Below are 14984 nucleotides of genomic sequence, written 5' to 3' on the forward strand. Positions count from 1 at the left end.
TGGGAGCGCCGGGAGAGGTGGTGAGCGAGTACCGGCGAGCGGTGGAGCTAGCGGAGCAGCAGGATCGGGTGATGGTGCCCGCGGCGATAGCTGCGGATGGAGGAGCGCTGCCGGAGCTGGAGCCCGCGCCAGCGCCCGCCCCCGCGGCAGCGGCGGTGCCAGGGGTGGAGCGGGAGCTGAAGCTGATGGAGGTGAGCCTGAGGGGGAGAGGAGGCGAGGCCATTAGCCAGGTGGACACGGAGGCGGGGCTGGAGCTGCACGTGGGCTACAGCGCGGTGAAGCCCGTGGAAGCGGTGGATCTGGCAGTGGCGCTCAAGCGAGCCGACGGACTGCTCGTGTACCAGACGAGCACAAAGGGTGAAGGAGTGAATCTGCCAGGCTTACTGGGGCCGCAGGGCACGCTGGTGCTGGTGATCGAGCGGCTGGGCCTGACAGCGGGGGAGTACGCCTTCGAGGTGACGGTGCGGGCGGGCAACGGCGCGCTTCATGACGAGCGCAAGGAGGCATGCCGCTTCCAGGTGAGCTCGGCGATCGGGGACTCGGGAGTGGCGAGGCCCGTGCACCGTTGGCGAGTGGAGAGTGAGGGGACGGCGAAGCTGGAACTGCTGCCGAGGTGGGGCAGCTCGTGATAGGGGCCTGTCCTCTCGCGGATCCCATCTTCCATGTTCAACCTGCTGGCTCATCCCCTCTGCCTCTCGGCACCTCGTCTTCCTGGCGCTTCAGCGGTCTCCACCGAGCACCTCCCGCTCCTCATGCTCCTGGTGGATCTCCTCCGTCCGCGGACCCTCGTGGAGGTGGGGACGCGGGAGGGTGTGTCGTATTGTGCCCTGTGCCAGGCGGTGGATGAGCTGAAGCTCGAGGCGAGCTGCCATGCCCTGGGAGCCTGGGAGAGCGAAGAGAGCCCGGAGCTGGTGACGCTGCGGGCCCACCATGATCCCCTCTATGGCCGCTTCTCCCGGCTCTGGACGGGCGCGAGCGGTGAGGCCGGGCCTCAGCTCGCGGAAGGCTCGGTGGATCTGCTTCTCCTTCGCGGCGCTGCTTCGATCGAGGCAGCGCGTCGGGAGTTCGAGGCCTGGAGGCACCGGCTGAGCCGCTCGGCCGTCGTTCTTCTGGAGGGCACCCAGGTCCGAGCAGACAGGCCCGGGACGCGAGAGCTGTGGGGCGAGCTGGCCACGCGCTTCCCCCGCTTCGAGCTCGATCAGGGACAGGGCCTGGGCGTGCTGGCCGTGGGGGAGTCGGTGCCCGAGGGACTCGAGACGCTGCTCGAGACGCGGGGCACCGAGGCGACGGTCCTCAAGTCCCTCCTCATCGAGCTCGGCTCCAGGCTGTCCGTGGCACGCAAGCCGCAGGCGGGCCATGCGCTGGGCCGCACGCCGGAGGCGGAGCTGCGTCAGGCGCGCGCGGACATCCAGCGGCTCGGTGAGGCGCTGGATCTGAAGACGGCGGAGCTGGCACGCAAGGAGGCGCTGGTGGCGCAGCTGCGGGGCTCGCTCGAGACGATCTCCACGAGCATGGGCTGGAGGCTGGTCAACCGCTACTGGGCGCTGCGCGAGAGCATCCTGCCCCCCGACACCCTGCGGGGTCACCTCTACCAGAAGGGCAAGCGACTGCTGAAGAGCGCCGTGGGGAGGAGCCCGGGTAACGGCGCTGCGCCCGAGGCCCCAGCGGCCTCCTCTCAGTCCCCTGAGGCCGCGCCCACCGTGGATCGCCAGGCCCAGTATGCCCGCTGGGTGGAGCTCAACACCCCCACTCCCGCGGACCTGGAGCGGATGCGCCTGGAGGTGGCCGGCCTGGATTACCAGCCGCTGATCAGCATCGTCACCCCTGTCTACGATGTGGACGAGGTGTGGCTGCGCAAGGCCATCGACTCGGTCCTGCGGCAGGTCTACCCGAAGTGGCAGCTGTGTCTCGTGGATGACGGCTCCAAGAAGCCGCACATTCCCCCGCTGCTTCGCGAGTACGCGGAGAAGGATCCTCGCATCAAGACGATCCGCCAGAAGAACGGGGGCATCTCCGCTGCCTCCAACGCCGGCCTACAGCTGGCGGAGGGCGAGTTCGTCGCCCTGCTCGATCACGATGACGAGCTTGCCCCGGAGGCGCTGTATCAGGTGGTGCGGCGCCTCAACGCGGAGTCGGACCTCGACCTGCTCTACAGCGACGAGGACAAGCTGGATCTCGAGGGCCGCCGGGAGACCCCCTTCTTCAAGCCGGACTGGTCACCGGATCTGCTCCTGTCGATGAACTACATCTGCCACCTGACCGTGGTGCGCAAGCGCCTGCTCGACGAGGTAGGGGGGTTCCGGTCCCTGTTAGATGGCAGCCAGGATCACGACCTGCTGCTGCGACTGACGGAGCGGACCCAGCGCATCGCGCACCTCCCTCGGGTGCTCTACCACTGGCGCAACCTCCCCCAGTCCACCTCGGTCTCGGTCGCCGCCAAGCCGTACACGATCGATGCGGCACGCAAGGCCCTGGAGGAGGCGCTGGAGCGGCGCGGGCGTGAGGGCTTCGTCGTCGTGGATCCGCGCGGCTTCTATGCCGTGCGCTACAAGCTCCGGGCGCAGCCGCGCATCTCCATCATCATTCCGACGAAGGACAAGGTGGAGCTGCTCAAGCAGTGCATCGACAGCATCCGCACCAAGAGCTCCTACCCTCACTATGAGCTGCTGGTGGTGGACAACAACAGCTCGGAGCCGGCGACGTTCCGGTACCTCGCCGAGCTCTCGCCTCCCCATCGGGTGCTGACGGACAAGCAGCCCTTCAACTGGGCGGCCATCAACAATGCCGCGGCGGCCCAGGCCACGGGCGAGTACCTGCTGTTCCTCAACAACGACGTGCAGGTGCTCACGGCGGACTGGCTGGAGGCCATGCTCGAGCACGCCCAGCGGCCCGAGGTCGGCGCCGTGGGAGCCCGGCTGCTCTTCCCCGACAACACCGTGCAGCACGCGGGCGTGGTGATGGGGATCGGCGGGGTGGCCGGCCATGCCTTCAAGCTGCACAAGGAGGGGCAGCCCAGCTACATCCACCAGGCCGATGTCATCCGCAACTACAGCGCGGTGACGGGGGCCTGCATGATGGTGCGCCGCGGCGTCTTCGAAGAGCTGGGGGGCTTCGACGAGCAGCTGCGCGTGGCCTTCAACGACGTGGACTTGTGCCTGCGGATGCGCGAGCGGGGCTACCTCATCGTCTACACGCCCTACGCCCGGCTCTACCACTTCGAGTCCGCCACCCGGGGGACGCTGCACCCGCCCGAGGATGACATGCTCATGCGAGAGCGCTGGGCGCGGGTCCTGCGCGGCGGAGACCCGTACTACAACCCCCACCTCACGCTGAAGCGCGAGGACTTCTCTCTGAGGTTGTGAGGCCGCGCGGCGTCACTCAGGGATCGATCTCCACCGCGCTCCAATAGGACCAGTCCCAGGAGCAGTGGGAGCGGCAGGCCGTCTCCAGGATCAGGCGGCCACCGTGGGTCAGCTGGACGTCCAGGTTCTCAGCCTGCTCCTGCTGATCCGCCGGGTTGGCGGCCGGATCCAGGCAGCGCTCCCAGAGGAGGGCTTGCGTGCCCGGCGGGGCCTCGGAGCTGATCCGGAAGCACACCCCATCTGTCGCGCCGCCGTCCTGCCAGGAGCCCTCGCGCAGCCCGAACTTGACCTGGATGCGCTGGGCCGGGCCGACTGCCAGCGACAGGGTGCTCGGTGCATGGGAGAAGAGCACATCCGAGTCCATCCGGGTGTCCACGCTTCCCGGGCCCGCTGACGCGAGGAGCGCCACGAGGGCATTCTTGGAGGCGGCGCCGCGCAGGAGGAGGGGGCTCGCGAACGGCGACGAAGGGTCCTGTGGACGCAAGTGGCGCAGGCGCATGGGGATCAGCTCGACGTCGATCCGGTCGTCGTAGGCAAACCGGCCGCGCTTCTCTGGCTCCACCCGGAGGGACACGACCTTGCTGTAGGCGAGGGCTTCTGGAACGCCGGCCACCACCGCCGCCAGGGCGAGCTCGCTGTCGACGTACGGGGAGATCATGAAGCCTTCCACGGCCATGTCCGGGATGAGCCGGTGCCGCCGCTCCGTCCCATCCACAAGGCGGCTCACGAGGAAGAGCTGCGGAGACTTCAAGAGCAGGTTGCTGAGCTTGCCCGCCAGGCTCTTGCGGACCCGGACCTTGAGGAACGTGCCCTCGTGTCCCTTGGGGAGGGCCAGCTCGGCGCCGAACTGGAGGCTCGTGGCCGTGGCCCCGCTGGGGTCGAGGACTCGCTCCGTCAGGCCCTCGCTCCGACGCCGCATGAGGATGCCGTTCTGTGTGAGCCGGAGAGGCTCGTACCGCTCCAGGATCAGGGGCCACTGGGCGCCCTCGGTTGCGGCGGGGTGCCGCCCATCCAGGGTGTCCAGGGCGAACAGGAGATAGTCCGGTGCCTTCGGTCCGGAGAGATAGGCGGCATTGGCCGCAATCAGGGCGGGCGTGTAGACGGAGTACTCCTGGAAGACCGGGCGCGGGCGATAGTCCAGGCCCTTGGCGATGAGCGAGCCCTGAATGGAAGGGACGGTGTCGATCGAGCCATCCAGTCCTTCCAGCTCCTTCATGCCGGGCTGCGACGCCAGCTGCTGGAGCGCTTGGGTCTGCACCTCGACCATTCCGCGATACCACGCACCTGGCGCTGCCAACGCCCTGCCCAGGGTGCCCAGGGAGGCCACCGGGATGTCCCAGTAGCTGCGACGGAGCTGACCCAGGAGCTGCGTTCGATCCCAGCCATGCCAGAGCAGCGCCAGGGCCGTGGAAGAGATGATGGCCGCGGTGAGCAGGATCACGGCGGGGAGGCGACGTGCGGCTGGATCCTGGGACTTCGCTCGATGCCATGCCATCGCTCCATAAGCGATGGCACCGCCCGCGAGCGCCGCCCAGGACGTCAGCGTGTGCATGTCATGCCGCACGAACCCGGCCTTGAAGCAGAGGAACCAGAAGAGGGAGAGCACGAGCAGCAGCAGGAGGCTCCCTACCCTGTCCGTCGAGACCTTCAGCTCCTCCCAGAGCACGGCACCGAAGACGGCGGCGCTGAGGACCAGGAACACCGTGAGCTCCCGCGCGCTGCCCCAGAGGGACATCGCGTCGGTGTAGCCGGAGATGATCTGCTGGGAGAGCCCGAGATAGGCGGGGAGGTGGCTGAGCTGCTGGCCCGCCGCGACATAGAGGACCAGGAAGGTGATCAGCAGGAGCGGTGTGTGGATGGGAGCCCGCCTGTGGCGCATGCGATCGGCATCGACAAGCCCCAGGAACAGGAAGCCGGCGACCGCGAAGGTGAGCTTCACCAGGGCACCGAAGCCGACGATGATCGACAGGACGGCGAGGTGGCGCGTGGAGACCGGCGTCGGCCGCCGGAAGTGACAGAGGGCAATCAGCAGGGGCAGGAAGAAGAAGCCGAAGTCATTCCGTCCGTTGCTCTCAAAGGGGACGACGAGAATCAGCGCGAGGGGAATCGCCGTGAGGCCGAGGGGGCGCAGCAGGCACCCGAGCGCATAGAAGAGGGCTCCGGCCCGGAGCAGGTTGATGAGGAGCGAGGCCGTGAAGGTCTGCTCACTGAACAGGTAGGTATAGGCAAACCCATAGGGACCAAACGTGAAGACCAGATCCTGGCCCCACTGCGCCCCGGTCGCATAGCCCCGGTCGATGACCATGGTCCACGAGTAGTCGAGACCGGCGCTGGGAAACGTGAAGTGCCAGGGGGCGACGATGAGCAACCCATAGAACGCCAACAGCGCCCCCACGGCCACCGCGCCCACCTTCGCCGCCGTTGACCGTGTCTCTGCCATGGAGACGCTACCTCACGACTCCGAGCAGGGGAGCCGGGTGGGCGGCCTTGCCAGTGCCGAACAGCGCGAACTCCCGCAGGGCGCTCGCGGCCTGCACCGCCGACTGCTCCCAGGAGAGGCTGCGCACGTACTGGAAGCCCGCGGCGATCTGCCGCTGGCGGAGCGTCTCGTCCTCGAGCAGCCGGGACACGGCCTGTGCCACCCCCGCCGCCGTCGGTGGCGCCAGCACCACCGCGCCCTCCGGGTACGCCGCGCGGGTGCTCTCCACGTCGATGTCCACCACCGGGCAGCCACAGGCGGCGAGCTCCTGGGGCAGCAGGCTGTAGTTGGTGAACGAGAGGCACACCGCCACGTCGCTGCTGGAGAACACCCGCCGCAGCCCGTCGAAGTCCAGCACCCCGTGGCCCACGAAGGGGAAGGGCAGCACAGAGGGCGGAATCGGCGCCCCGGCGATGTGGATCTCCACCTCGGGGAACCGCTCCTTCACCTGCTTCAGCGCCAGCCCGACGATCTCGAAGCCCCGGCGCGTCGTGTTCGGACGCATGTACGCGAACACCTTGCGGTTGCCGCCGCGGAGCACCGGATCCGGGTAGTACACGTCATGGTCCACGGCGAGCGGGAAGCTCCGGGCGTGCATGCCGTACTTCGTGCGCATGAGCGACTCGAGCCATGGGCCCGCCGTGAGCCCGTAGAAGCCGAAGTGGTAGGTGTCCTCGGCCAGCTGCCACTCGGCGCCCACCGCGAAGAACGCCGGCTCGTAGTCCTGGATGAAGTACGCCTTCACCGGCGCGCAGTGGCTGGCCCGCACCCGGTAGGCGGTGTGCCACGCCGTGGCCATGACGATGTCCGCTGGCTCCATCTCCTCGTCATCCCCCAGGTGCCGCACGGGGGCCTGGATCGGCAGGAACCACTCGTGGACCATCGCCTGGAGCCGCATGGGCTCGGGCGGCAGGATCTCGCTGTTCGTCAGGTAGACGCGGCAGCGGTGGCCCAGGCGCTCCAGGAAGTGGATGGTGCGGAAGATTGTCATGTGGCCACCGCCGCCACGGCTGAACGGCGGGATCACCCAGTTGATGAGGAGGTGATCCGGATCCAGCTTCCGAGGGCTCGGCGGGGGGACCACGGCGCGGGCCTTGGGCGGCTGGGAGAGGAGCCGGTAGGGATCATCCTGCCACCAGTCCCCAGGCTTCTTGCGAGGGCCCTGCAGGGCGCGCCGCACGGTGAGCAGGGTGCGGGAGGCACCCTCGCTGCGGTACTGCTTCCAGTGATGAGCGGCCTTGTGGACGAGCTCGCTGGCCGTGTCGATCTTGCCGTGCCTGGCCAGCGAGCGCTTCACCGTCCCCCGCACGTCCTCGAGCAGCCCGGTGTGGCCCGAGCGCGCGTCCGCGTCACCCTTGAGCTGGTGGTGCAGGGAGAGGCGGCGGACCACCGCCTGGGGCAGCAGCTCGTGCCGATCCCCGAGGAACCACGCCAGCGCCTGGCCCATGTTGCGGCCGGCTGACACCGCCGCCTTGGAGAGCTTTCCTTGCTCCTGGGGATCGGCCATCAGCCGCTGGATGTCCTGCTTCGCCTGGAGCAGGCGCTCGCGCAGCAGCCGGCGGATGCCCGGCATGTCCTTCAGATCGAAGTACTCGCGGTGGTAGCGGGCCTCGTCGAAGGTGCGGCGCGCCTGGACCCAGGGCGAGTAGTTGTGACTGTGGCGCACCACGGAGCGGGGCGCGTAGGCCTTGATGTAGCCCGCCTCCAGGATGTCCGACGCCCACAGCTGATCCTCCATGAACTCCACGTCCCGGTAGGGGATGCGGGTCCAGACCGAGCGGCGGAGCGCGGCGTTGTTGTCGGAGAAGAAGCGGTAGAAGGGCCGGTTCGCGTCGTAGTCAGCCCAGCCCTCCGGCCCGGGCTGGATGCGGAAGAGCGTGGTGTCCGCGCCGAAGTGCGCGAAGTGCCGCTCCAGCATGTAGGCCTCGGCCGGGATGCAGCCCGGGTGCGGCACGTGGCGGCCGAACACACCGGCCACCCGCTCGTTGTCTCGCATGGGGGCGATCAGCTCGCGCAGCCACGCGCGATCCGCCGGCACCGCGTCCTGAGTGAGGAGCGCGACGAAGGGGGTGGGGCTGTGCTCGATGGCCAGGTTGCGCGTCCGGCCGTGCCCGAAGGTGGCCGGATCGATCTCCATCAGCCGTGCCGGGAACGAGCGGATGATCTCCAGCGAGTCGTCCTGGGAGCCGCTGTCGACGCAGAGCACCTCGAACGGGAAGTCCGTCTTCTGCTGGAAGACGGCGGCGAGACAGTCGCGCAACAGGGGGCTCCCGTTCTTCACGGGGATGATGACGGTCACCAAGGGACTGTCTGGGCTCATGTCCTCTGCACCTCTTCTGGTTCAGCCGGGCCCGAGCAGGGTCAGTGTTCCTGGCAGCTCCCAGGCGAGCATCTGTACGGCCAGGGACTCCGCGCTGCGATCGTCCGTGCGCAGCGAGACGTCCATGGTGGTGAAGGTGAGGTTCGGGTTGTAGAAGGGATCGCCGCGGCGGGTCCACGGGCGGAAGGCGCTGTAGGAGAGCCACGCGTCCCGATCCGGGATGTAATGGCCTCTCCGCGTGGCGGACTCGTGGTGCACCAGGTGCGTGTGGGGTGTGTACACGCACCGCAGGCCTCGTGCGATGATCCGCAGGGCCAGCTCCACGTCGCTGCCGGACACCACCATGCGCTCGTCGAAGCCGCCCACCTGCTCGAAGAGCTCGCGGCGCATCATCATGCAGGCGCCGGTGACGGCCAGGTAGTCGCGGGGGCAGTCCGGGCGGCCGAACGGCGTCCACGCGTCATCCGGGCGGCCCTTCCAGAAGGCATGGGTGGCGAAGCCGCCGGGCCCCAGGATGACGCCCGCGTGCTGGATGGTCCCATTGGGGAACAGCAGCAGCGGACCCACCACGCCCACCTCTGGCCGCTGGGCCTGGGCGATCAGCTCCTCCAGCCAGCCGTCCTCTACCAGCTCGATGTCGTTGTTGAGCAGGAGCAGCAGCTCGCCTGTGGCATGGCGGGCAGCGAAGTTGTTGAGGGCGGAGTAGTTGAAGGGATGGTCCCAGGTGAGCTTGAGGATGCGCGGGTCGTCCAGCTCCGCCAGCAGCGCGTGGGTCCTCGGGTCCACCGAGTTGTTGGAGACGAGGATGAGCTGCCAGTCCTCCCACCCCGTGTGGGCGCGGAACGTCCTCCAGAGCTGCTTGAGCAGCTCCGGCTTGTCCTTGAAGGGGACGATGATGGAGACGCGCGGAGTGCCCTTCACCGCGTGGCGGACGCGCAGCAGGCCGCTGCGGGTGACGCTGACCTCGGCCTCCTCACCGCAGCGCTGCAGGTGCTGGGACAGGGCGACATGGGCTGCCGCGTTGACGAAGTGGAAGGCCCGCGCCGTCTCCCGGCGGTGGTAGAGGACGGCGGGCACGTGCGCCACCGGCGTGGAGGCCTCCGAGGCGCGCAGGACGAGATCGAACAGCTCGGCGCCGTCGAAGCCCTCGCGCACGCCGTCGAGCTGCGTGAACTTCTCGCGGCGCATGACGAGCAGTCGCGTGGCGTAGTCACACGCGCGCTGCATGTCCCGGCTCCAGTCCGGCTTGAAGAAGGGGAGGCGGCGGAGGCCCGTGCCCTGCAACCGGTCCTCGTCCGAGTACGCCATGCCGGCATGAGGGTGAGAGGCGAGGGTGAGCGCCATCTCCGCCAGGGCATGGGGAGCGAGCCGGTCGGCCGGCTCCAGGAATGCGAGGACGTCACCCCGCGCGGAGCGGGCGGCCGCATTGAGGGCGCCTGCGTGGGCGGCGCTGACGAGGGTGCGGGTGAAGCTCAAGCGGCCATCCCTGGCCCACTCGGGTGGGAGGTGGCCGCGCAGGGCTTCCAGCTCGTGCTCGGGGCCCGCGATGCACAGCTCCCAGGGCTCGTAGATCTGGCTCAGCAGCGAGGCGACGCACTCCCGCCAGTGCTCGGGGTTCACCTCGCGTGCCGCCACGAGCACGGAGAAGGAGGGCCGTTGCCGGAGCTGGTGGAGGGCCCGGACGGTGGAGCTCATCCGCGGGGGCTCAACGGTGGCGCACCACTGGCGGTACTCCTCCTCCGAGATGGGAGGGCAGATCGCGAGGTGACGCGCCATGAAGCGGGTGGCCTCGCGGGTGAAGTCCCGCTGAGGCACGAGCAGGTCCCTCCACAGGTCCGGGAGATCCATGTCCGGCGGGCAGGGGTCAGCCGCGGCCTCCAGGCGACTCACCAGCTCATCGGCCTGAGCCCTGGAGGGCAGGGTCTCGCCCGTGGCGGCCAGCAGCACCTCGAGGGCGAGGCGGTTCCAGGTCCGCATGCGCTCGAGCGCCGGGCGCAGCAGGGGGAGCAGGACGGTGACACCCGAGCGCTTGAGCAACCCTACGGCCTTGGCGGCGGGGCCCGTGCGGTGGGACTCGTGCTGCCAGACGGCGGGGTGGGTGAGCGGCTCGAGGGTCTGGCGGAGCCGGTTCTGGACCTGCTCATGGCCGGCTCCCCCGCCGAAGCTCTCCACCTCCGAGAGCGCCGCGAGGAGCTGCTTGTTGAAGTTGAACTGCGGGCGCAGCAGTTCGATCTGGAGCAGGAGCAGGGCCCGCTGCGCCTTCCGGCGCCAGCGGGGCAGGGCCCTCGAGGAGAAGCGCTGAGTGACCGCGCCCAGGATGTCGGCGTAGAGCGAGAGCGGGCGTGGGCCCGGGATGAAGGACGCGGCTCCTTTGGGGGCGCGGCGGCGCAGCTCCCGCAGCAACTCGGTGAGGGTCCGCTCGGCGTCAGCACCTTCGGTGTCGGTGGCGGTGCCTCTGCGCAGCTCGTCGAACCGCAGGAACTGAGCGCCTGCCCGCTCGGCGAGGTCGGCGACCGTGCCGAGGCCGGTGGCAGGAGTCGGCGCTGGCTCGACACCGTCTTCCTCCATCAGAGGTCCGGAGTCGGCGCCAGCCGCTGGGCGCTGGGAGAGCTCACGCATGGGGGGCCTCCTATACCATCCGGTCATCCGGGGGAAAGCAGTGCTGTCGGGTACCGACCGGGCTGCGGATCTTCAGAGCGCCGCCCAGGCTGGATGTCCGCTGGGGGGTAAGGGGTGAGAGGCCCCGGTTTGCCTGCCTGCCCGAACTCACCGCGAAGCTCGCGACCAGGCGGCCGTCTGGTGTAGGGATATCGCCGGTTTGAGCCAGACAGGAACCATGGACGCGATCGTCATCCGCAACGTCGTCAAGCACTTCAAGAAGAGCACGATCCGGCGAGAGTACACGACGCTGAAGACGGAGCTGGTGAAGTGGCTGACGGGCAAGCGAGAGCGTCCTGCGAAGACGTACATCGAGGCGCTGCGAGGAATCGACCTGGTCATCCCTCAAGGTCGGACGGTGGGGGTGATAGGGCGAAATGGCTCTGGAAAGAGCACGCTGCTGAAGCTGATGACGGGCATCTATGCGCCGAGCTCCGGGAGCATCGAGATGAACGGAAGAGTCTCAGCGCTGCTGGACCTTGGAGCGGGGTTCCACCCGGACTTTTCCGGGAGGGAGAACATCCTCATCAACGGAATCATCCTGGGGATGACGCGAGCAGCGATCAAGGGGCGGATGGATGAGATCATCGCGTTCAGCGAGCTGGGCGAGTTCATAGATGAGCCAGTGAGGACGTACTCGAGCGGGATGTACATGAGGCTAGCGTTCGCGGTGGCGACACACGTGGAGCCAGACATCCTGATAGTGGACGAGATACTGGCGGTGGGAGACGAGCACTTCAGCAAGAAGAGCTTGGGGAAGATGATGGAGTTCAAGAGGGCGGGGAAGACGATAGTGCTGGTGACGCACGACTTGGGGACGGTGGAGAGGTGGTGTGACATGGCGGCGTGGATAGACGCCGGGAGGATCCGGAAGCTGGGAGCGCCGGGAGAGGTGGTGAGCGAGTACCGGCGAGCGGTGGAGCTAGCGGAGCAGCAGGATCGGGTGATGGTGCCCGCGGCGATAGCTGCGGATGGAGGAGCGTTGCCGGAGCTGGAGCCCGCGCCCGTGGCAGCGGCGGTGCCCGTGGTGGAGCGGGAGCTGAAGCTGACGGAGGTGAGCCTGAGGGGAGAAGGAGGCGAGGCCGTCAGTCAGGTGGACACGGAGGCGGGGCTGGAGCTGCACGTGGGCTACAGCGCGGTGAAGCCCGTGGAAGCGGTGGACCTGGCAGTGGTGCTCAAGCGAGCCGACGGGGTCCTGGTCTACCAGACGAGCACAGCGGCCGAAGGGCTGAACCTGCCGAAGCCATTGGGGCTTCAGGGCAAGGTGGTGCTGGTGATCGAGCGCATCGGGCTGACTGCGGGGGAGTACAGCATTGAAGTGGCAGCGCGAGCCGGGACTGGAGCGGTATATGACGAGCACAAGGAGGCCTGCCGCTTCCAGGTGAGCTCGGCGATCGGGGACTCGGGGGTGGCGAGGCCCGTGCACCGTTGGCGAGTGGAGAGCGAGGGGACGGCGCAGCTGGAACTGATGCCCAGGTGGGTCGCCTCGTGACAGCGGGCGCACGCGCGGAAGAGGCCGCGCTCTGGGTGGGTATCGTCCTGTACCAGAATGCGCCGAAGGAGCTGGAGCGGTTGTGCGCTGCGCTGCGCCTGAACCAGGAGACTCCTGGGACACCGGCGCTTCGGGTGGTGTGGTGGGACAACTCACCGACGGACGCACTGCGCGCGGAGCTGGCAAGGCTCGCGCCAGGGGCGGACTATCGACACTCCGGGGCAAACCTCGGCTTCGGGGCAGCACACAACCGCGTGATGAAGGAAGCCTTCGCATCCCGCGCGACACGTTACTACCTGTGTGTGAACCCGGACGGAGTGCTGCACCCCCGCTGCCTCGCGGAGCTGGTGGCGGAGGCAGAGCGGCCTGGACGCACGGGGCTCGTCGAGGCGCGGTTGTTCCCCGATGAGCACCCCAAGCCCTACGAGCCGGGGACGCATGAGACACCGTGGTGCTCCGGGTGCGTGCTGCTGCTCACGCGGGAGCTCTACAGCGAGGTGGGTGGCTTTGATGAGCGCTTCTTCATGTACTGCGAAGACGTGGATCTCTCGTGGAGGGCGCGCGCCGTGGGCTTCTCCGTCCGTGTGGCCCCGCGGGCGCTCGTGCACCATTACACCCTGGATCGAGAGATTACCGCGCGCCGGGAGCTGAGCGTGCGCCGCAGTGCCGCGCTGCTCGGAGCCAAGTACGGCGACGCGGTGTTCGCCCAGGAGCGCCTGCGCGAGTACCAAGCGCTGGGCGGTGAGCCGTTCTCGTTGCCCACGGTGGAGCGCCCTGCTGACGCGATGGCGCGTGTCGCCGACTTCCGGCACCTCTTCATGTTCGCGGAGCAGCGATGGTGAGCATGCCCGACTCAGCGGATGGTGGAGCGCAGGACATGGATACGCGCCTGCGCTCCTTGATGCCTGGCGTCACGTTCGCGGAGCCGCGATGGTGAGCCCGCTCGACTTGGCGAAGAGCGGAGCGGAGAGCGAGGGGACACGCCTGCGCTCCTTCGTGCTTGGGCGCGTGGTGCCAGGCAGCCGGGTGGGGGTGGTGGGCAAGGATCAGGGGCTGACCCAGGCGCTGTCTGCCGCTGGCTGCTCCGTGTGGGAAGGGGGAGCGTCCGAGCTGGAGGTGCTGCGGAGGTTCGCGCCGACCCATGTCGTCCTGATGGAGCGCGTTCAAGGGGAGGGGCTCGAAGCCCGTCTCCGCTCCGTCCATGCGGTGGCGCCGGAGGCCGAGCTCCTCCTCGGCTTCGACAATGCTGGAGCGGCCGGCGCGTTACTCGCCACCCTCATCGAGGGTGCTCCCTCGCGCCAGGGACCTTCCGAGGTCGGCTTCCTGCGATGCCTCTCGGCGTGCGGCCTGCGGGTGGTGCATCGCGAGGCACATACCGATCCTCCCCCGCGGGGCTCTCTTGCCGTGGGTGCGGAGCGGGCCCTCCGCCAGCTCCTGGCCCAGCTCGCACCGGGGACCGTGGATGACATGCTCCTCTACGCCCTGGTGCGAGTCACCTCTGAGCCCGTCGCAGCGAACCGAGAGCCGGGGCTGCTCAGCATCGTGCTCTGGAGCGGGCCTGAGCACCGAAATCTGCTCGATGAGGCTGTGTTCTCGCTCGCATGCCAGCGCTACCGGCCCTTCGAGATCGTCCTGGTGGAGCCGGAGCCGGTCGCGACGGGCCCGGGCGACGCAGTGCGCACGCTAGAGACGTACCGGCGCATCGAGGGCTTCCGTTTCCAGCACGTGAGAGGCCGGCCCGATGGGCTGATGGACGAGGCGATCCGCCGTGCCCGAGGCCAGTACCTGGCATTCTTCGAGGCGTCGGGACTCGTCTATCCCGGGCATTTTGAGAAGCTCATCCAGGCGCTCCGAGAAGGAGAGGCGGCCTGGGCTGTTTCACGCGCCTTCCGCCGAATGGCCCGAGCCGTGCCTGGCGATGAGGATTACGTCGAGACGAAGATCCCGTTCCCTCTCGGTGATCATCTGGAACTGGCCCACCTCCGCGAGCACCCATGGCTGCTCCACGCGCTTGTCATCGATCGCGACCGGCTTGCGAGCATGCCCCTCCACGTGCCAGACCCCAGGCCAGGGCAGGTCGCCGCGTTGCCGCTGCAACTCGCGGCCATCTTCGAGCCCGTGTTCCTCAACGGTCTCGCTACATGCGAGCAGCAGGTGTCCGAGTCCGCACCTCCGATCTTGGAAGGGGGCGTTGGGGCTCTGCACTTCCTGCGAACTTTCGAGGCGCTGGAGCAGGCGGTGATGCGTGCCCGGGCCTCCGGTCAGAGCGCGAAGGATCTGCGGCACCGAGCGCTCGATGAGCTCAATTCCCGCTTGCGGCGCTGGGCACCGTGGGTCCATCACGCCTTGCGGTCCACGGCGGCCCGGTGGCTGAAGTGAAGCAGAGGCGAGGCGCACGGTAGCGCCAGGCCACGTCCCCGGATTCCCACAGGAGGGCGTGCCGATGGCTCCCAGTGCCGAACGGGTGTGCAGCACGGGCTACTCCCCGCACCGCCGCTCATGTCAGCCTGAGCTGATGTGCTGCCGGACACAGGCAACGAGGAGGGTGGCGGATATGGAACGGATGGGGCTCGTCGCACACGTCGAGCAGCAGTTGGAGCGCGTTATTGCACTGGGCTTGCTGCCAGAGCAGGGACTTCTTCCCTCGGAGAACATGCTGGCGCGGAAGTATGG

At 68.4% G+C, this 14984-nt stretch carries 8 protein-coding genes; 5 read left to right on the forward strand and 3 right to left on the reverse strand.

Annotation, left to right across the window (positions count from 1 at the left end):
- Together VD972_RS06030 and VD972_RS06035 are read left to right on the forward strand one after the other, a co-directional pair.
- The coding region (locus tag VD972_RS06030; RefSeq protein ID WP_324982096.1) for a Wzt carbohydrate-binding domain-containing protein at positions 1-629 on the forward strand (629 nt) is incomplete at its 5' end.
- Between the two features lie 33 nt (positions 630-662).
- Positions 663-3362: a glycosyltransferase gene (locus VD972_RS06035; protein WP_324982099.1), complete on the forward strand. Its 2700-nt coding sequence runs from the start codon at positions 663-665 to the stop codon at positions 3360-3362.
- A gap of 16 nt (positions 3363-3378) precedes the next feature.
- On the opposite strand, the gene VD972_RS06040 is transcribed toward VD972_RS06035, so the two are convergent.
- The 3 genes from VD972_RS06040 to VD972_RS06050 are packed head-to-tail and all read right to left on the reverse strand — an operon-like array spanning position 3379 to position 10780.
- Positions 3379-5802: a hypothetical protein gene (locus tag VD972_RS06040; protein WP_324982102.1), complete on the reverse strand. Its 2424-nt coding sequence runs from the start codon at positions 5800-5802 to the stop codon at positions 3379-3381.
- Positions 5803-5809: 7 nt separating this feature from the next.
- Complete coding sequence (locus tag VD972_RS06045; RefSeq protein WP_324982104.1) at positions 5810-8161, reverse strand: glycosyltransferase; 2352 nt, start codon at positions 8159-8161, stop codon at positions 5810-5812.
- A gap of 21 nt (positions 8162-8182) precedes the next feature.
- The gene (locus VD972_RS06050) at positions 8183-10780 is read right to left on the reverse strand and encodes a glycosyltransferase family 2 protein (RefSeq protein ID WP_324982107.1); all 2598 of its coding nucleotides are present in this window, start codon (positions 10778-10780) and stop codon (positions 8183-8185) included.
- 217 nt (positions 10781-10997) lie between these two features.
- Between VD972_RS06050 and VD972_RS06055 the strand changes: the two genes are divergently transcribed.
- The 3 genes from VD972_RS06055 to VD972_RS06065 all read left to right on the forward strand — a co-directional run bounded on the left by VD972_RS06055 (position 10998) and on the right by VD972_RS06065 (position 14690).
- On the forward strand, positions 10998-12311 hold the full coding sequence (locus VD972_RS06055; RefSeq protein ID WP_324982109.1) for an ABC transporter ATP-binding protein: 1314 nt from the start codon (positions 10998-11000) through the stop codon (positions 12309-12311).
- Positions 12308-13153, forward strand: a complete 846-nt coding sequence (locus tag VD972_RS06060) for a glycosyltransferase family 2 protein (protein ID WP_324982112.1) — start codon at positions 12308-12310, stop codon at positions 13151-13153. The genes VD972_RS06055 and VD972_RS06060 overlap by 4 nt, the downstream gene beginning before the upstream one ends.
- 88 nt (positions 13154-13241) lie before the next feature.
- Positions 13242-14690 (forward strand): glycosyltransferase family A protein, encoded by a 1449-nt coding sequence (locus VD972_RS06065; RefSeq protein ID WP_324982115.1) that lies wholly within the window; start codon positions 13242-13244, stop codon positions 14688-14690.
- Positions 14691-14984: the final 294 nt, after the last annotated feature.

The organism is Hyalangium sp., from assembly GCF_035629615.1.
Lineage (GTDB): Bacteria > Myxococcota > Myxococcia > Myxococcales > Myxococcaceae > Hyalangium.

What these genes read in the sequence shown, in the direction of transcription:
- VD972_RS06065 (WP_324982115.1), top strand. Translation starts at nt 13,242, where the DNA reads ATGGTGAGCCCGCTCGACTTGGCGAAGAGCGGAGCGGAGAGCGAGGGG.
- VD972_RS06055 (WP_324982109.1), top strand. Translation starts at nt 10,998, where the DNA reads ATGGACGCGATCGTCATCCGCAACGTCGTCAAGCACTTCAAGAAGAGC.
- VD972_RS06035 (WP_324982099.1), top strand. Translation starts at nt 663, where the DNA reads ATGTTCAACCTGCTGGCTCATCCCCTCTGCCTCTCGGCACCTCGTCTT.
- VD972_RS06045 (WP_324982104.1), bottom strand. Translation starts at nt 8,161, where the DNA reads ATGAGCCCAGACAGTCCCTTGGTGACCGTCATCATCCCCGTGAAGAAC.
- VD972_RS06050 (WP_324982107.1), bottom strand. Translation starts at nt 10,780, where the DNA reads ATGCGTGAGCTCTCCCAGCGCCCAGCGGCTGGCGCCGACTCCGGACCT.
- VD972_RS06040 (WP_324982102.1), bottom strand. Translation starts at nt 5,802, where the DNA reads ATGGCAGAGACACGGTCAACGGCGGCGAAGGTGGGCGCGGTGGCCGTG.